12 protein-coding genes are annotated in these 17,872 nt (G+C 70.5%); 3 read left to right on the forward strand and 9 right to left on the reverse strand.

Annotated elements, in window-relative coordinates; all coding sequences use genetic code 11:
• Positions 1–323: 323 nt before the first annotated feature.
• The 3 genes from ABZ714_RS27785 to thyX form a co-directional block, all read right to left on the reverse strand.
• Positions 324–2,009, reverse strand: coding sequence for a ribonuclease J (locus ABZ714_RS27785; RefSeq protein ID WP_358828081.1), 1,686 nt, complete (start codon positions 2,007–2,009; stop codon positions 324–326).
• A gap of 131 nt (positions 2,010–2,140) precedes the next feature.
• A complete protein-coding gene (gene dapA, locus ABZ714_RS27790) occupies positions 2,141–3,040 on the reverse strand; it encodes a 4-hydroxy-tetrahydrodipicolinate synthase (RefSeq protein ID WP_358828082.1) in 900 nt (299 codons plus the stop codon).
• Positions 3,041–3,280: 240 nt separating this feature from the next.
• Positions 3,281–4,021 carry an FAD-dependent thymidylate synthase gene (thyX, locus tag ABZ714_RS27795; protein WP_358828083.1) on the reverse strand — a complete coding sequence of 247 codons (741 nt, stop codon included), beginning with the start codon at positions 4,019–4,021 and terminating at the stop codon, positions 3,281–3,283.
• A 175-nt stretch (positions 4,022–4,196) separates the two neighbouring features.
• Here thyX and ABZ714_RS27800 point away from each other — a divergent pair, with 175 nt between their 5' ends.
• A complete protein-coding gene (locus ABZ714_RS27800; RefSeq protein ID WP_358828084.1) occupies positions 4,197–4,469 on the forward strand; it encodes a hypothetical protein in 273 nt (90 codons plus the stop codon).
• A gap of 99 nt (positions 4,470–4,568) precedes the next feature.
• Positions 4,569–5,132: a hypothetical protein gene (locus ABZ714_RS27805; protein WP_358828085.1), complete on the forward strand. Its 564-nt coding sequence runs from the start codon at positions 4,569–4,571 to the stop codon at positions 5,130–5,132.
• 166 nt (positions 5,133–5,298) lie between these two features.
• Here the strand turns inward: ABZ714_RS27805 and ABZ714_RS27810 are convergent, their stop codons facing one another.
• From ABZ714_RS27810 to eccD, 6 genes are all read right to left on the reverse strand, one after another.
• Complete coding sequence (locus ABZ714_RS27810) at positions 5,299–5,742, reverse strand: hypothetical protein (protein WP_358828086.1); 444 nt, start codon at positions 5,740–5,742, stop codon at positions 5,299–5,301.
• A 20-nt stretch (positions 5,743–5,762) separates the two neighbouring features.
• The gene (gene dapB / locus ABZ714_RS27815; protein ID WP_358828087.1) at positions 5,763–6,515 is read right to left on the reverse strand and encodes a 4-hydroxy-tetrahydrodipicolinate reductase; all 753 of its coding nucleotides are present in this window, start codon (positions 6,513–6,515) and stop codon (positions 5,763–5,765) included.
• Positions 6,516–6,814: 299 nt separating this feature from the next.
• Positions 6,815–8,194 (reverse strand): pitrilysin family protein, encoded by a 1,380-nt coding sequence (locus ABZ714_RS27820; RefSeq protein WP_358828088.1) that lies wholly within the window; start codon positions 8,192–8,194, stop codon positions 6,815–6,817.
• On the reverse strand, positions 8,191–10,416 hold the full coding sequence (locus ABZ714_RS27825; protein ID WP_358828089.1) for a polyribonucleotide nucleotidyltransferase: 2,226 nt from the start codon (positions 10,414–10,416) through the stop codon (positions 8,191–8,193). Before ABZ714_RS27825 ends, ABZ714_RS27820 begins: the two co-directional genes overlap by 4 nt.
• Before the next feature lie 437 nt (positions 10,417–10,853).
• Positions 10,854–11,144, reverse strand: a complete 291-nt coding sequence (rpsO, locus tag ABZ714_RS27830; protein ID WP_323370980.1) for a 30S ribosomal protein S15 — start codon at positions 11,142–11,144, stop codon at positions 10,854–10,856.
• Positions 11,145–11,426: 282 nt separating this feature from the next.
• Entirely contained in the window at positions 11,427–12,929 is a 1,503-nt protein-coding gene (eccD, locus tag ABZ714_RS27835; protein WP_358828121.1) for a type VII secretion integral membrane protein EccD, read from the reverse strand.
• A 712-nt stretch (positions 12,930–13,641) separates the two neighbouring features.
• On the opposite strand from eccD, the gene eccCa reads away from it, so the two are divergent.
• The gene (gene eccCa, locus ABZ714_RS27840; protein WP_358828090.1) at positions 13,642–17,616 is read left to right on the forward strand and encodes a type VII secretion protein EccCa; all 3,975 of its coding nucleotides are present in this window, start codon (positions 13,642–13,644) and stop codon (positions 17,614–17,616) included.
• Positions 17,617–17,872: the final 256 nt, after the last annotated feature.

Consider the following 17,872-nt stretch of genomic DNA (forward strand, 5'->3'; position numbering starts at 1 on the left):
TTTTCACCAGGCCCTCCGGGCTTTCCCTTCGGTCTTGCGTTTCCAACCTTACCAGATCGTTTTCCCATTCCGTTTCCGGACTTGGATTCCGATCGAGCGGCCGATTGGAGAGGCCTTCTTGCTTTTGCCTTTCGGCGATTCCGACTTTATCAGAGATTCTGAGTCGGATTCTCCGGCCCCTTGGGAAGATCCTGATCGACTTGGTCAACCGGGTTTCCCGCTCGGGCGGAGCCGTAAACGTACTGGAGCGGGGCGCCCGGATGCAAATCGGGGCGCCCCGCTCCATGAAGCGCGACGTCAGACGGTCGGGACCGGTCCGGGCGTCAGACCTCGATGACCACGGGAAGGATCATCGGGCGGCGGCGGTAGGTGTCGGAGACCCAGCGGCCGACGGTCCGGCGGACCAGCTGCTGGAGCTGGTGCGGCTCGGCGACCCCGTCCGAGGCGGACTTGGCGATCGCCTCCTCGATCCTGGGGATCACGGCACTGAAGACCGCGTCGTCGATACCGGAGCCGCGGGCCTGGACGTGCGGGCCGCCGACGACCTTGCCGGTCGTGGAGTCCACCACCACGAAGACCGAGATGAAGCCCTCGTCACCGAGGATCCGGCGGTCCTTGAGGGACGACTCCGTGACATCGCCGACCGAGAGGCCGTCGACATAGACATAGCCGGCCTGGACCTTGCCGACGATCCTGGCCCGGCCGTCGACCAGGTCGACCACCACACCGTCCTCGGCGATCACGATGTGGTCCTTGGGCACACCGGTCAGCGCGCCCAACTCGGCGTTGGCCCGCAGATGGCGCCATTCGCCGTGGACCGGCATCAGATTCCGGGGGCGGCAGATGTTGTAGAAGTACAGCAGCTCGCCCGCGGAGGCGTGACCCGAGACATGGACCTTGGCATTGCCCTTGTGGACGACATTGGCGCCCCAGCGGGTCAGGCCGTTGATCACCCGGTAGACCGCGTTCTCGTTGCCCGGGATCAGGGACGACGCCAGGATGACCGTGTCGCCCTGGACGATCCGGATCTGGTGGTCGCGGTTGGCCATCCGGGAGAGGGCCGCCATCGGCTCGCCCTGGGAGCCGGTGCAGACCAGCACGACCTCGTGGTCCGGCAGGTCGTCGAGGGTCTTGACGTCGACGACGAGCCCGGGCGGGACCCGCAGATAGCCCAGGTCTCGGGCGATCCCCATATTGCGGACCATCGAACGTCCGACGAAGGCGACCCGCCTGCCGTACTCGTGCGCCGCGTCCAGGATCTGCTGGATCCGGTGCACATGGCTGGCGAAGCTGGCGACGATGATCCGCTTCTGGGCATTGGCGAAGACCTGCCGCAGCACATTGGAGATATCGCGCTCGGGCGGGACGAAGCCGGGGACCTCGGCGTTCGTGGAGTCCGAGAGCAGGAGGTCGATACCCTCCTCGCTCAGCCGGGCGAAGGCGTGCAGATCGGTCAGCCGCCGGTCGAGCGGAAGCTGGTCCATCTTGAAGTCGCCGGTGTGGACGACCATGCCCGCGGGGGTGCGGATGGCGACGGCCAACGCGTCCGGGATGGAGTGGTTGACGGCGATGAACTCGCAGTCGAAGGGGCCGATCCGCTCGCGGTGCCCCTCGGCCACCTCCAGGGTGTAGGGGCGGATCCGGTGTTCCTGGAGCTTGGCCTCGATCAGGGCGAGGGTGAGCTTGGAACCGATCAGCGGGATGTCCGGCTTCAGACGGAGCAGATAGGGGACGCCGCCGATGTGGTCCTCGTGGCCGTGCGTGAGCACGATGCCCTCGATGTCGTCGAGGCGGTCCCGGATCGTGGTGAAGTCGGGCAGGATGAGGTCGACACCGGGCTGCTCCTCCTCGGGGAAGAGGACGCCGCAGTCGACGATGAGCAGTCGGCCGTCGAACTCGAAGACCGTCATGTTCCGGCCGATCTCACCGAGGCCGCCGAGCGGGGTGACCCGGAGGCCGCCCTTCGGGAGCTTCGGCGGGGGACCGAGTTCTGGATGCGGATGACTCAAAAGACTCTCCTCACCATGCACCCCCGCCCCCGGTTCGGAGGCGCGGCGTACATGACATTCGTGCACGTGCTGTGTCGTACGTATTCAGTTGGTGGCGCGTATTCGGTTGTCAGGTCTTGCCGTGTCCGGGTTCAGAGCTGGACGCCGCCGGCCGTGAGGTCCGCCTTCAGCTGCGCGGTCTCCTCGGGGGTCAGCTCCACCAGGGGAAGTCGGAGGGGCCCGGCGGGCAGGCCCTGGAGGGTGAGAGCGGCCTTGGTGGTGATCACGCCCTGGGTGCGGAACATGCCGGTGAAGACCGGGAGCAGCCGCTGATGGATCTCGGTGGCCTTCTGGACGTCGCCGTTGAGATGGGCGTCGAGCAGGGCGCGCAGCTCCGGGGTGACCACATGGCCGACGACGGAGACGAAGCCGACGGCTCCGATCGAGAGCAGGGGGAGATTGAGCATGTCGTCGCCGGAGTACCAGGCGAGTCCGGAGCGGGCGATGGCCCAGCCGGCCCGGCCGAGGTCGCCCTTGGCGTCCTTGTTGGCGACGATCCGGGGGTGGGCGGAGAGCCGGACGATGGTCTCGGTGTCGATGGGGACGCCGCTGCGGCCGGGGATGTCGTAGAGCATCACGGGCAGCTCGGTGGCGTCGGCGATCGCCGAGAAGTGCCGGAACAAGCCCTCCTGCGGGGGCTTGTTGTAGTACGGCGTGACGGCGAGGAGGCCGTGGGCGCCGGCGCGTTCGGCCGCGCGGGCCAGTTCGACGCTGTGGCGGGTGTCGTTGGTGCCGACTCCGGCTACCACGAAGGCTCGGTCCCCGACTGCTTCCCGTACGGCCCGTACGAGCCGGTCTTTCTCCGCGTCGCTGGTGGTGGGCGACTCGCCGGTGGTGCCGTTGATGATCAGACCGTCATTACCGGCGTCCACCAGATGGGCCGCCAGGCGCTGGGCGCCGTCGACGTCGAGTGCGCCGTCCGGCGTGAACGGCGTGACCATGGCGGTGAGGACCCGCCCGAAGGGGGTCTGCGGAGTGGGGATGGGAGCCATGGGTAACACGCTACTCGCTGCTCAGTGCGGTGTGGCCCCTGAGGGGACGTGACGTAGGACGTGGCATGCGGAGCCCGGCACTGCCTGCTCGGGGGTTCAAGCAGTGCCGGGTCCGTTTGATCAGCCTAGATGAAGTTTACGAAAGCCCGCAATGCGGACATTCCACCCGGATAATCCGTACATCTGTACCGCTCGGTGGTCCGACCGGGGGACGGCCGGGCCACGGTCGGGCAGCCGGAATCAGGGCGCGACGCGTCCATTGGCGTTGAAGGCCGCGTACGTCAGCGGCATCAGCCGGGCCCAGTGCTCTTCCATCCGCTCGCCGACCATCTCGATCTCGCGCTGCGGGAAGGACGGCACCGCGGCCTGTTCGTGCTGGGTGCGCAGGCCGAGGAAGTGCATCAGGGAGCGGGCGTTGCAGGTGGCGTACATCGAGGAGAACAGACCCACCGGCAGGACCGAACGGGCGACCTCGCGGGCGATTCCGGCCGCGAGCATCTCCTGGTAGGTCTCGTACGACCGGCGGTAGGAGTCCTGCATCGCCTCGGAGACGACCTTGTGCTGCTCGGGGCTGCCGTCGATGAAGACGTACTTGCCGGGGCGGCCCTCCTGGACCAGCTTCCGGTCCTGGCCGGGCACGTAGAAGACGGGGCCCAGCTCCCGGTAGCGGCCGGACTCCTCGTTGTACGACCAGCCCACCCGGTGGCGCATGAACTCCCGGAAGACCAGGATCGGGGCGCTGATGAAGAAGGTCATCGAGTTGTGCTCGAACGGGCTGCCGTGCCGGTCGCGCATCAGATAGTTGATGAGCCCCTTGGACCGCTCCGGGTCCTTCGTCAGCTCGTCCAGGGACTGCTCACCGGCCGTCGACACCCGGGCCGCCCACAGCACGTCGGAGTCTGCTGCGGAGTGCTTGACGAGCTCGACGGTGACATCGCTGCGGAATGTGGGGGTCGCGGCATCGGCCGGCAGATCGGGCACCTGAGAGGTTCCTTCCTCGGGCGGGGTGGGGGCGGCACCCACCTTAGACCACCCTCCGCCGACCATTCGGGGAGGATTTTCGGACCGATTCACCCGGATCCGGCACCGAATCGCCGTTCTGTTCGTCTCTCTGGGTAACAGGAATCACTGTCGATCATCCGAGGAGCGTGATCCGATGTTCCGCCGGCGGGAAGCCGTCCCGTTCTCCTTCGTCGCCCGGGCCGCCGAAGCCGAGGTCGAGGCCGAACGGTTCCGCAGTAACGTCACTCCCCCGCCACGCGAACGTCCCTCGGTCTCCCGGCTCGCGGGTCGTACGCTGATCGGGCTGACCATCGTCGGCGGCCTGGCCGGCGCCCTGCTGTTCGGGCTCCCGGCGATGGAGTCCGGGGCCGCCCGGGACGCCGAGCGCGGCAGCGTGTCACAGGGCGAGGCCGCCGAACGGCGGTGACCCGCACGGCCCCCGGGGGTGGTCGGTCCCGGGGCACCTCGGTAGCCTCACCCGTCACAGCCCCCACAATTCGAGTGTGCTGGTGAGTGGAGAACAGCCGTGCCCCTGACCTTTCTGACGGCCGACCGCGGAACCGACGCCCGGGCGGCGGACGCGGACGACATCGCGCTGCCCTTCGACGACCACGACCAGTGGCGGCGGCCGTACCGGCCCGGCCCCTGGCGGGTGGGGGCGGCGGCGCTGCTCCTGCTGCTCGCCTCGTTCGTGATGATCGCGGCCATGATCATCGCCGCGGCGGGGGCGATGTCCGGGGCGGGCGTCTGCCTCGCCCTCGGACTGGTGATCATCGCCCTCTCGCTGCGGATGCTGCGGGCGGGCGTCTGGGTGAGCCGCCACGGCCTGCGCCGGGTCGGCTTCTTCGGCACCTCTACCCTGGCCTGGTCCCGGGTGACCCGGGTACAGACGGTCCAGCGGCCGGTGCGCTGGCTGGGGCTGCCGCGGACCGTCCAGGGGCAGGCGCTCCAGCTGGTCCGGGCCGGCCGCGACGAGCCGGTGGAGCTGATCACCGACCACAACGCGGACTTCCTCTCCCGGGAGACCGCCTTCGAGCGCGCGGCCGACACGGTGGAGGCATGGGCGTCGGAGTACGGGCAGACGCACTGAGCGGGGCCGGCGGGCCGTACGGGCGGACGCGCCGGCCGCAGGCCGGGAACGGGCCGTGCTCCCGAGACGTACCGAAACCGCGCCGGACCACGATGGTCCGGCGCGGTTTCTCATGCCGTCGCCGATCCGGGCCCGAATCGGTCCGGGGCGGGTCCGGGCGGGTCTTCTACGCCTTGCCCTCGTGGAGCGTGATGGCCCGCTGCATCGCCCGGCGGGCCCGCGGGGTGTCCCGGGCGTCGTGGTAGGCGATCGCCAGCCGGAACCAGCACCGCCAGTCGTCCGGGGAGTCCTCGGTCTCGGCCCGGCGCAGGGCGAAGACCTCGTCCGCGGCGTCCCGGTCGATCCGGCCGGCCGGGGTCCGGGCCAGGTCGTCGACCGGCAGGCCGCCCTCGGCGTCGAGTTCGGCGGCGAGGGCGTTGGCCCGGGTGACGAAGCGGGTGTTCTTCCAGAGGAACCAGACACCGATGACGGGCAGGATCAGTACGGCCACGCCGAAGGTGACGGTGAGCAGGGTGCCCTGCTGGATGAGGAGCACCCCCCGGCTGCCGACCAGGAAGAAGTAGAGGACCAGGACGGCGGCCGTGACGAAGTAGGTGATTTTCGCGCGCATGACGATCTGTGGTGCCCGGATCAGCCGAGGTCGAGGAAGTGTTCGAGGCCGATGGTCAGCCCCGGTACGGAGCCGATCCGCCGGACGCCGAGCAGGATGCCCGGCATGAAGCTGCTGTGGTGCAGGGAGTCGTGCCGGATGGTGAGGGTCTCGCCCTCGCCGCCGAGCAGCACTTCCTGGTGGGCGAGGAGGCCGCGGAGCCGTACGGCGTGTACGGGGACTCCGTCGACGTCCGCGCCGCGGGCGCCGTCCAGGGCCGTGACGGTGGCGTCCGGCTGGGGCCCGAGACCGGCTTCGGCCCGGGCGGCGGCGATCAGCTGGGCGGTCCGGGTGGCGGTGCCGCTGGGGGCGTCCGCCTTGTTCGGGTGGTGCAGCTCGACCACCTCGGCCGACTCGAACCAGCGGGCCGCAGCCTGCGCGAACTTCATGGTGAGGACCGCGCCGATGGAGAAGTTGGGGGCGATCAGTACGCCCGTCTCCGGGGACGCGGCGAGGCCGGTGCCCAGCTGGGCGAGCCGGTCCTCGGTCCACCCGGTGGTGCCGACCACGGCGTGGATGCCGTGCCGGACGCAGAAGTCGAGATTGCCCATCACGGAGGCGGGGGTGGTCAGCTCGACCACCACCTGGGCCCCCGTGTCGACCAGGGTCTCCAGCCGGTCGCCCCGGCCGAGGGCGGCGACCAGCTCCAGGTCGTCGGCCGCCGCCACGGCACGTACCGCCTCGGAGCCGATCCGGCCCTTGGCACCGATGACCGCCACGCGCAACTTGCTCATCAGTCTCTGTTCCTCCGGGAGGCGTTTCTCAGATCGTCGGGCCCCAGCCTAGGCGGAGCCTGGGGCGTGTCCGGAAAATAGCGCCGTCCGCCCGCAGGGCGGGGCCCGCGGCGTCCGGTGCGCGCGAATTCGCGACGGCGGTGGGAGTCCCCCCGGCGAAGCCAGGGGGCGGCTTCCCCCGTACGGGACGTACTCGGGAAACCCCGGCAACGCCGGGAGCACCTCCCCTGCCCGAAGGGCACAGGGGAAGAGTGCGCGTACCGGGCGTCACGGGCCGGGCGGGATTTTCCGGACACGCCCTAGGAGACCGCTTCGTGGAGCCGGTCGGCCTGGCGGTCCTTGAGGGGGCCGATGACCGCCAGGGACGGCCGCTGTCCCAGGACGTCGGCGGCGACGGAGCGGACCTCGTCGGGGGTGACGGCGGCTATCCGGGCCAGCATCTCGTCCACGGACATCTGGGTGCCCCAGCACAGTTCGCTCTTGCCGATCCGGTTCATCAGCGCGCCGGTGTCCTCCAGGCCGAGGACCGTGGAGCCGGAGAGCTGGCCGACGGCGCGGCCGATCTCTTCGTCCCCGAGGCCCTCGGTGGCGACCCGGTCCAGTTCGTCCCGGCAGATCTTGAGGACGTCGTGGACCTGGGCCGGGCGGCAGCCCGCGTAGACGCCGAAGAGTCCGCAGTCGGCGAAGCCCGAGGTGTACGAGTACACGCTGTAGGCGAGGCCCCGCTTCTCCCGGACCTCCTGGAAGAGGCGGGAGGACATGCCGCCGCCGAGGGCGGTGTTCAGCACGCCGAGGGCCCAGCGGCGGTCGTCGGTCCTGGCCAGTCCCGGCATGCCGAGGACGACATGGGCCTGTTCCGTCTTCCGGCCGAGCAGTTCGACCCGGCCCGCGGTACGGATCGTACGGCGGCCGTCGCGCGGGGCGAGCGGCACCGCGTCGGTACGGGTGAGGGCGCCGGCCTTCTCGAAGGCGCGGCGGACCTGGCGTACGACGGCGGCGTGGTCGACGTTGCCCGCGGCGGCGACCACCAGGTGGGTGGGGTCGTAGTGCTTCTTGTAGAAGCGGCGGATCCGGTCGGCGGCGAGCCCGTTGACGGTGTCGACCGTGCCGAGCACGGGCCGGCCGAGCGGGGTGTCGCCGAACATGGTCTGCGCGAAGAGGTCGTGTACGCAGTCGCCCGGGTCGTCCTCCGTCATCGCGATCTCCTCCAGGATCACGCCGCGCTCGGCGTCGACGTCCTCCTGTTCGATCAGCGATCCGGTGAGCATGTCGCAGACGACGTCGATGGCGAGCGGCAGATCGGTGTCGAGGACCCGCGCGTAGTAGCAGGTGTACTCCTTCGCCGTGAAGGCGTTCATCTCGCCGCCGACCGCGTCGATCGCGGCGGAGATGTCGAGGGCGGACCGGCGCCGGGTGCCCTTGAAGAGGAGGTGCTCCAGATAGTGCGTGGCGCCGTTGAGCGCCGGGGTCTCGTCACGGGAGCCGACGTGTGCCCAGATCCCGAAGGTGGCGGAGCGTACCGACGGCAGGGTCTCGGTGACGATCCGCAGCCCGCCCGGGAGGGTGGTGCGCCGGACCGTGCCGATGCCGTCGGTGCCCTTGAGAAGCGTTTGGGTACGGGCGACGGCCCGCGCCTCCGAGGAGGTGCGGGCCGTCGCCTTGAAGCCGTGCGACGTCACTTGGCAGCGTCGTCCTTCTGGTCCGCCGCGTCGTCGCCGTCCTCGCCCTCGACCACGGGGATGAGGGAGAGCTTGCCGCGGGAGTCGATCTCGGCGATCTCGACCTGGACCTTGGCGCCGACGCCGAGGACGTCCTCGACGTTCTCCACGCGCTTGCCGCCGGCCAGCTTGCGGATCTGCGAGATGTGCAGCAGTCCGTCCTTGCCGGGCAGCAGGGAGACGAAGGCACCGAAGGTGGTGGTCTTGACGACCGTGCCCAGGTAGCGCTCGCCGACCTCGGGCATCGTCGGGTTGGCGATGCCGTTGATGGTGGCGCGGGCGGCCTCGGCGGCCGGGCCGTCGGCGGCACCGATGTAGATCGTGCCGTCGTCCTCGATGGTGATCTCGGCGCCGGTGTCCTCCTGGATCTGGTTGATCATCTTGCCCTTGGGGCCGATGACCTCGCCGATCTTGTCCACGGGGATCTTGACGGTGATGATCCGCGGGGCGTTCGGGGACATCTCGTCCGGGGTGTCGATCGCCTCCATCATCACGTCGAGGATGTGGAGCCGGGCGTCACGGGCCTGCTTGAGGGCCGCGGCCAGGACGGAGGCCGGGATGCCGTCCAGCTTGGTGTCGAGCTGGAGGGCGGTGACGAACTCCTTCGTACCGGCGACCTTGAAGTCCATGTCGCCGAAGGCGTCCTCCGCACCGAGGATGTCGGTGAGGGTGACGTAGTGCGTCTGGCCGTCGATCTCCTGGGAGATCAGACCCATGGCGATACCGGCGACCGGGGCCTTCAGGGGCACACCGGCGTTCAGCAGCGACATGGTGGAGGCGCAGACCGAGCCCATGGAGGTGGAGCCGTTGGAGCCGAGGGCCTCGGAGACCTGACGGATCGCGTACGGGAACTCCTCGCGGGTCGGGAGCACCGGCACGATCGCGCGCTCGGCGAGCGCGCCGTGGCCGATCTCGCGGCGCTTCGGGGAGCCGACGCGGCCCGTCTCGCCGACGGAGTACGGCGGGAAGTTGTAGTTGTGCATGTACCGCTTGCGGGTCACCGGGGAGAGGGTGTCCAGCTGCTGCTCCATACGGAGCATGTTCAGGGTCGTGACGCCCAGGATCTGGGTCTCGCCACGCTCGAACAGGGCGGAGCCGTGGACCCGCGGGATCGCCTCGACCTCGGCGGCCAGGGTACGGATGTCGGTGACACCGCGGCCGTCGATCCGGACCTTGTCCTTGATCACGCGCTCGCGGACCAGGTTCTTGGTCAGGGAGCGGTAGGCGGCGGAGATCTCCTTCTCGCGGCCCTCGAAGGCCGGGAGGAGCTTCTCGGCGGCCAGTTCCTTGACGCGGTCCAGCTCGGTCTCGCGCTCCTGCTTGCCCGCGATGGTGAGCGCCTGGGCCAGCTCGCCCTTGACGGCGGAGGCCAGGGCCTCGTACACGTCGTCCTGGTAGTCCAGGAAGACCGGGAACTCGCCCTCGGGCTTGGCGGCCTTGGCGGCGAGGTCGGCCTGGGCCTTGCAGAGCACCTTGATGAAGGGCTTCGCGGCTTCCAGACCGGCGGCGACGATCTCCTCGGTCGGCGCCTCGGCACCGGCCTTGACCATCTCGACGGTCTTCGTGGTGGCCTCGGCCTCGACCATCATGATCGCGACGTCGCCGTCGTCCAGGACCCGGCCGGCGACGACCATGTCGAAGACGGCGTCCTCCAGCTCCGTGTGGGTCGGGAAGGCGACCCACTGGCCCTTGATCAGCGCGACACGGGTGCCGCCGATCGGGCCGGAGAAGGGCAGACCGGCCAGCTGCGTGGAGCAGGAGGCGGCGTTGATCGCGACCACGTCGTAGAGGTGGTCGGGGTTGAGCGCCATGATCGTCTCGACGATCTGGATCTCGTTGCGCAGGCCCTTCTTGAAGGAGGGGCGGAGCGGCCGGTCGATCAGCCGGCAGGTGAGGATGGCGTCCTCGGAGGGACGGCCCTCACGGCGGAAGAAGGAGCCGGGGATCTTGCCCGCGGCGTACTGCCGCTCCTCGACGTCGACCGTGAGGGGGAAGAAGTCGAGCTGGTCCTTGGGCTTCTTCGAGGCGGTGGTGGCCGACAGCACCATGGTGTCGTCGTCCAGGTAGGCCACGGCGGAGCCGGCGGCCTGGCGGGCCAGGCGACCGGTCTCGAAGCGGATGGTGCGGGTGCCGAAGGAGCCGTTGTCGATGACGGCCTCGGCGTAGTGGGTCTCGTTCTCCACTAGCGTGTTCTCCGTTACGTTGCGTTACGTTTGCGTCTTTACGCCCCCTGCCCGTGTGGCGGGGGACGGGCGGAGAAGCCCTCGTACTGGGCCGGTCTTCGATCGAAGCTTCCGGGGTTCGAGTCTCCCGGGAGCCACTACCGAGGACCGGCGGCGGCGAGTGGGCCTCTCCTGCTGTGTTCGTTGCCGCGTCTGCTGCGGCTCTTCGTGCCGCCCGGACGGTTGTCGTGCGCCGTCACCGGTCGCGCGGTCCGGGCCGGTGCGACCAGACTAAATGCCGGGCGGTATGTCGCGCACGTACAGCGGGCACGTACGGCGGCACGTCCGGCGAAAGAGCCGGTACGTACCGCATATGCATACCGCAGATCGGTAAAAGGACGGCAAAAAGCGAAGGGGAGCGGTCCCGTCTCGCGGGAACCGCTCCCCTTCACGGCGTCTTACTTGGCGCCGCCGGCCGCACCGCGGCGGATGCCGAGGCGGTCGACCAGCGTACGGAAGCGCTGGATGTCCTTCTTGGCCAGGTACTGCAGCAGCCGGCGGCGCTGGCCGACGAGGATCAGCAGACCACGACGGGAGTGGTGGTCGTGCTTGTGGGTCTTGAGGTGCTCGGTCAGGTCCGAGATGCGGCGGGAGAGCATCGCGACCTGGACCTCGGGGGAGCCGGTGTCGCCCTCCTTGGTGCCGAAGTCGGCCATGATCTGCTTCTTCGTGGCGGCGTCGAGAGACACTCGGTACTCCTCAGATGGTTCGAAGCGCCCGCGAGTGCCCCTGGCGTTTTCTCAGGGGGACTTCCGTGACTCGGGGGCGAGGGTCCGATGAGCGCTGCGCCCAGCTCCCCGCTGGGGCCCGTGAGGGCTCCGGGGACTCCGGGCGGGCGTACACAAACGGCCGTCAGCCAGAGTACCAGCCTCCACGGCCGGTCCGGGCCGGATTCCGGGCTCTGGCCGGAGCGGGTGGGCGCAGGGGCCCGGTACCGGGTGCCGGGGTCCTTCGGATACCGGGACCGGGTGTCAGTCCGAGGTCAGGGCGCGGATCGAGTGGTAGACGTCGAAGACCGCCAGGCAGAGCGGGAGCAGCGTCAGCAGGACGAAGGTCTCCGCGATCTCCAGGAAGCGGCCCCAGAACGGGGTGACACCCGCCCGGGGGACGATCAGCCCGATGGCGGTGATCAGGGCGGCGACCCCGGCGACGGCGGCGGTGAGCCAGACCGTACGGATGTCGAGGGCGGTCGTGTCGCCCTTGAGGGCGTCCGCCATCAGCTCGATCGGCGGGTTGATCGCCAGACCGAGGCCGAGCAGGACGAGGCAGCCGAGGCCCGCCGCGAGGGCGCAGCCGACCTGGGCCGTATAGCGGAAGAGATGGGCGCGCATCAGCATCGCGACACCGGTGGCGAGGGCGAGCAGCTGGCCCCAGACGTTGTCGGAGAAGCCGAGGACCGCTCCGGCGCCCAGGGCGACCAGGGCGCAGCCGCCGACGAGGCCGACCAGGAGTTCATGGCCGCGGCGGGCCTGGGCGGCGATCCGCTCGCCGTCGACGGGTCCGGCGGGCTCGTCGTCGGAGCCGTAGTCGCCGACGGTGGTACGGGGCGGGTCGAAGCCGATGGGGAGCCGGGCGAACCGGGTGGAGAGGCCGGGCAGGAAGGCGAGGGTGCCGACGGCGAGCGGGGCGCACATGGCGGCGGTCTCGACCGGGGTCAGCTCCTTCCAGATGGCGACGAAGGTGGCGAGCAGACCGATCGTGGCGGCGAAGACGAAGGCGACGAAGGGGCCGTCGCCGCCGGGCGCGACGATGGTGAGGACGACGGCGACCAGGAGGACGGCGGCACAGGCGAGCAGGAACTGGAGCTTGCCGACGCCCTCGCCGTCGGCGGGGGGCAGCAGTCCGCTGCCGCCGATGGCGGCGTTGGCCATGGCGCCGATGCCGAGGGCGACGGCGGAGGCCCGGTCGTCGTAGACCCGGGCGCGGACTCCGGCGATCGCCAGCAGCAGTACGGCGGCGACCCCGGCCAGTACGCCCGGCAGGCCGTGCATGTCGTTGCGGGGGTCGGAGGTCCACAGGACGAAGGCGAGCAGCAGGAGGAGGACGGAGCCGCCGAAGAGTCCGGCGCCGCGCATCAGACCGTCGCTCCACAGGGTGCGGTCCTTGGCGACGGCGGTGGCGACCGCGTCGGAGACGTCGTCGAAGACGGCCGGGGGGAGGGATTCGGCGAACGGGCGCAGGGAGAGGAGTTCGCCGTCGAGGATGCGCTGGGCGCCGAGGGAGCGGGCGCTGTCGAGGACGGTGCCGTCGCGGCGTACCAGGTGGTAGCCGACGGGGGCGCCGGGGTCGGGGCTCTGGCCGGAGAGCCGGAGGATCTCGGGGTAGAGGTCGGCGACGGCGATGTCCTCGGGGAGGGCGACGTCGACCCGGCCGTCGGGCGCGACGACCGTCACCCGGCAGAAGCCGGTTCCGCTGCTGGCCGGGGTCACGGGTCCCGGCTGACCGGTTCCGTGCGCCGCCGCTGAGGCCGTCATACTCACCTGCTGCATCCCCTCGTGATGTGTCCGCCGCGCCGCCGCCGCGGGCGGTGGCCGTTCGGTCGGCCCGGTGCGCGGTGGCGCCCGGTGTCCGCGTCGGGCGCCGCCGGGCGGTGGTCCGCCGCGGGAGGCCGGTCCACCGGTCGGCCCGATTGCCGTCGTGCCGCCGTACCGTCCGCCGCCGGTCCGCGGTCGGTCCGATCGTCGTGGTGCCGCCGTACCGCCCGTCGTCGCCGTGGTGTGCGGCGGACGGGCGGGGCGTGGACCGCGCGCCGCCGTGCTCGTCGTACCGGTCGCCCACCGCTGTTCGTACGGTGAGTGCCGCCGCCCTGTCCGCCGTGTACACCGGTCTCGTGCGAACTCCGTACGAAGGCTTCACAGATCGCCTGCGTATCGGTGGACACACGGGCCCGACCGCAGCGGCACGCACCTTAGGTCCGGCTTTGCACCCGGCCCGAACGGTCCGAATACGTACTCACGGTCCGCATTCCTCGCACCCGGGCCTTTTCCGCTGATTCGGCATTGCGCTCCGAATGACCCGTTTTCCATGGCGTTTCCACGGTGGGTGCACCGGCGCGCAGGGCCGTCGCGTCACCCTACCCCCCACCTCGCGCACAGGGCGCAAGTAGGATCCCTCACCGCGGACGGGGCCGTCGCCACGGGGGCGCCGATAGGAACATTTCCGTCCGGCAAGGGAATTGGTGAGCTTGTGAGTCAGATCGTCGTCAAGCGCCCACCACGGGCCCTGCCTTCCGAGGTGCCAGGCAACCCGCTCCAGTTGCAACCCCCTCCGGAACTGCCCCGCGGGCAGCAGGAGGGCGCGCTGATGCAGTTGCTGCCGATGCTGGGCATGGGCGGTTCGGTGGTCTTCTTCTTCATGACGCCGAACCCCATCATGCGGATCATGGGCATGATCATGATCGCTTCGACGATCGCCATGGCCATCGCCATGCTGGTCCGCTATCGGCGCGGCACCCAGGGGGAACTGGCGGATCTGCGGCGCGATTATCTGAAGTATCTGAACCAGACCCGCCGCCAGGTCCTGCGGACCGCCCGGCTCCAGCGCGACGCCCAGTACTACCTCCACCCTTCGCCGGAACAGCTCTGGGCGCTGGTCGCCGAGGGCAGCCGGGTCTGGGAGCGGCGGATCGGCGACGCCGACTTCGGCCAGGTCAGGATCGGTCTGGGCAGTCAGCAGCTGGCCACCCCCGTGCTGGCGCCCGAGACCGCGCCGGTCGACGATCTGGAACCGCTGACGGCCGGTGCCATGCGGCAGTTCCTCGCCGCGCACAGCACCCTCGACGACCTGCCGCTCGCGGTGTCGCTGCGCGCCTTCTACCACCTCACCGTGAGCGGGCACGCCGACTCCGTACGGTCCACCGCCCGGTCCGTGATCGGGTCCTTGACGTCCCTGCACTCCCCCGACGACCTGGTCGTGGTGATCGCCGCGAGCCGGGAGTCGGTGGACCGGTGGGAGTGGGCGAAGTGGCTGCCGCACCTCCAGGCCGACGGCGCGGGCGACGGCGCGGGCAGCCGGCGGCTGATCACCGTCGACCCCCGGGAGCTGGACGAACTGCTCACCGCCCGGGTCGACGGCCGCCCCCGCTTCCAGGGCGGCGGCGCGCCCCTGCTGGACCAGCCGCATGTGGTGGTGGTCCTGGACGGCCAGTCGGTCTCCCCCACCTCGCCGCTGGCGGCGCCCGAGGGCATCCAGGGCGTCACCGTGATCGAGGTCGTCCCCGGTGATGTGACCGGGCCGCGCGGCGGGCTCTCCGTCGTCGTCACCCCCGACTCGCTCCGGCTGGAGTCCGGCCACGGCATGGTCTACGACGGGGCGCCGGACCGGCTGAGCACCGAGGCGGCCGAGGCGCTCGCCCGCCAGCTGGCACCGCTGCGGATGGCCAGCGGCGGCGACGACGACCAGCCGCTGCTCGCCAATCTCGACTTCACCGATCTGCTCAATCTGGGCGACGCGGCCTCGGTCGACGTCAGCCGCACCTGGCGGCCCCGCTCCCAGTCGGAGCGGCTGCGGGTCCCCATCGGCGTCGGCGAGGACGGCGTACCCGTCATGCTCGACCTGAAGGAGGCCGCGCAGGAGGGCATGGGACCGCACGGCCTCTGCGTCGGAGCCACCGGCTCCGGAAAGTCCGAGCTGCTGCGCACCCTGGTCCTGGGGCTCGCCGTCACCCACTCGTCGGAGACCCTGAACTTCGTACTCGCCGACTTCAAGGGCGGCGCGACCTTCGCGGGAATGTCGCAGATGCCGCACGTGGCGGCCGTGATCACCAACCTGGCGGACGATCTGACCCTGGTCGACCGGATGGGCGACTCCATCCGCGGCGAGCTGAACCGGCGCCAGGAACTCCTCCGGGACGCGGGCAACTACGCCAATATCCACGACTACGAGAAGGCCCGCGCGGCGGGCGCCCCGCTCCAGCCGATCCCGTCGCTGGTCCTGGTCATCGACGAGTTCAGCGAGCTGCTGACGGCGATGCCGGACTTCATCGAGATGTTCGTCCAGATCGGCCGGATCGGCCGCTCCCTCGGCGTCCATCTGCTGCTGGCGTCCCAGCGCCTGGAGGAAGGCCGGCTGCGCGGGCTGGAGACGTACCTCTCCTACCGGATCGGTCTGCGGACCTTCTCGGCGGCGGAGTCCCGGGCGGCCATCGGCGTCCCGGACGCGTACACCCTGCCGAACGTGCCCGGCTCGGGCTATCTCAAGTTCGGTACGGACGAGATGGTGCGGTTCAAGGCGGCGTACGTCTCCGGGACCTACCGGGAGGGCGGCGACCGGGTCGTCACCGCGAGTGGGGCGCTGCCCGTCGACCGGCGCCCGGTACGGTTCACGGCCGCGCCGGTGCCCGTACGGTACGTCCAGCCCACCGCGCGGCCCGCCGTACCGGACGCCCGGACCCCCGAGGACGACGCCCTCGCCGACACGGTGCTCGATGTGATCGTCCGCAGGCTGGAGGGGCGCGGCGCGGAGGCCCACCAGGTGTGGCTGCCGCCGCTCGACAACCCGCCGACGCTGGACGAACTCGTCCCCGGGCTGGCCAATGTGGACGGCCGGGGCCTCACCCAGCCCGGCTACGAGGGCGCGGGACGCCTCGTCGTACCGCTGGGCGTCGTGGACAAGCCCTTCGAACAGCGCCGGGACACCCTCTACCGCGACTTCTCGGGCGCGGCGGGCCATATGCAGATCATCGGCGGCCCGCAGTCCGGCAAGTCGACCCTGCTGCGGGGCCTGATATCCGCCTTCGCCCTCACCCACACCCCGCACGAGGTGCAGTTCTACGGGCTCGACTTCGGCGGCGGCGGCATGTCGGCGGTGGCCGGGCTGCCGCACGTCGGCGGGATCGCGTCCCGGCTCGACCCCGAGCGGGTCCGGCGTACCGTCGCCGAGGTCCACGGCATCCTCACCCGCCGCGAGGAGTACTTCCGCAGCGCCGGGATCGACTCCATCGCCAGCTTCCGTACGATGCGGGCGCGCGGCGACATCTCGGTGACCGACCAGCCCTGGGGCGATGTCTTCCTGGTCATCGACGGCTGGGGCAACTTCCGTACGGACTACGAGGCGCTGGAGCCCGCCGTCCTCGACATCGCCGCCCGGGGACTCGGCTACGGCATCCATGTCGTCCTCTCGGCCGGCCGCTCCATGGAGGTCCGGGCCAACCTCAAGGACCTCCTGATGAACCGGCTGGAGCTGCGGCTCGGCGACACGATGGACTCCGAACTCGACCGCAGGGTCGCCGCGAACGTCCCCACCGGGGTGCCCGGCCGGGGTCTCACCCCGGAGAAGCTGCACTTCATGGCGGCCGTGCCGCGGATCGACGGCATCAACTCCGACAGTGATCTGTCGGAGGCGACGGCGGCGATGACCCAGGAGGTCACCCGGCACTGGACGGCCCCGGGCGCGCCCGCCGTACGGCTCCTGCCGCGCGAGCTGCCGGCGTCCCGGCTGCCCGCGGGCGACACCGACCCGCAGCGCGGAGTGGCCTTCGCGATCGACGAGAACAACCTCGAACCGGTCTGGCTCAACTTCGAGCGCGACCCGTTCTTCCTGGTCTTCGGCGACAGCGAGTCGGGCAAGTCGAATCTGCTGCGGCTGCTGATCAAGCAGCTGACCCAGCGGTACGACGGCGACTCGGCCAAGTTCTTCGTCATCGACAACCGGCGGGCGCTGCTGGACGTCACCCCGGCGACCCATCTCGCCGAGTACGTGCCCATGTCCAACGCGATGGAGCACCATGTCGACGCCCTCGCCGACCTGATGCAGCGCCGTACGCCGTCGGCCGATGTCACGGCCCAGCAGCTCCGGGACCGCAGCTGGTGGCGGGGCCCTTCGGTCTATGTGGTGGTCGACGACTACGACCTGGTCTCCACCTCCAGCGGCAACCCGCTCGGCAGGCTGACCGAGCAGTTGCCGTTCGCCCGCGACGTCGGCGTCCGGTTCATCATCGCCCGCAGCGCGGCGGGCGCCAGCAGGGCCTCGTACGAGCCCTTCATGCAGCGGATGATGGAACTCGGCGCCCAGGGCGTACTGCTCTCCGGCGACCCCCAGGAAGGCGATGTCCTCGGCGGGGTCCGGATGCGTCCGATGCCGCAGGGACGGGGCATCTTCGTCTCGCGGCAGCGGGGGAACCCGCTGGTGCAGACGGGGCTGATGCCGGAGGACCTGGTGTAACCCCGGAGGGGCCGGACACGAGTGTCCGAGCCGGATGTCTCGAACCGAGGGCCCGCGACGATCAGGTCGCGGGCCCTCGGCTTGTGCGGGGGGCTTCCGGGGGTCCGGCTTTGCGCCATTCTCCGGCCGACTTCACGGTCGGCGGCGAGTTCTCCGAGGCCTCGGAAGCGGCGACTCGTTGTAATGGGCGCCGACGCCGCCACGCCCCTCGGAGGCCCGTGCCGACGCGCCCCGGGGCGTACCGCCGATCCGGCGT

Origin of the sequence: Streptomyces sp. NPDC006798, assembly GCF_040635975.1 — a bacterium.
Classification (GTDB): Bacteria; Actinomycetota; Actinomycetes; order Streptomycetales; family Streptomycetaceae; genus Streptomyces.

What these genes read in the sequence shown, in the direction of transcription:
- dapA (WP_358828082.1), bottom strand. Translation starts at nt 3,040, where the DNA reads ATGGCTCCCATCCCCACTCCGCAGACCCCCTTCGGGCGGGTCCTCACC.
- ABZ714_RS27800 (WP_358828084.1), top strand. Translation starts at nt 4,197, where the DNA reads ATGTTCCGCCGGCGGGAAGCCGTCCCGTTCTCCTTCGTCGCCCGGGCC.
- dapB (WP_358828087.1), bottom strand. Translation starts at nt 6,515, where the DNA reads ATGAGCAAGTTGCGCGTGGCGGTCATCGGTGCCAAGGGCCGGATCGGC.
- eccD (WP_358828121.1), bottom strand. Translation starts at nt 12,929, where the DNA reads ATGACGGCCTCAGCGGCGGCGCACGGAACCGGTCAGCCGGGACCCGTG.
- ABZ714_RS27810 (WP_358828086.1), bottom strand. Translation starts at nt 5,742, where the DNA reads ATGCGCGCGAAAATCACCTACTTCGTCACGGCCGCCGTCCTGGTCCTC.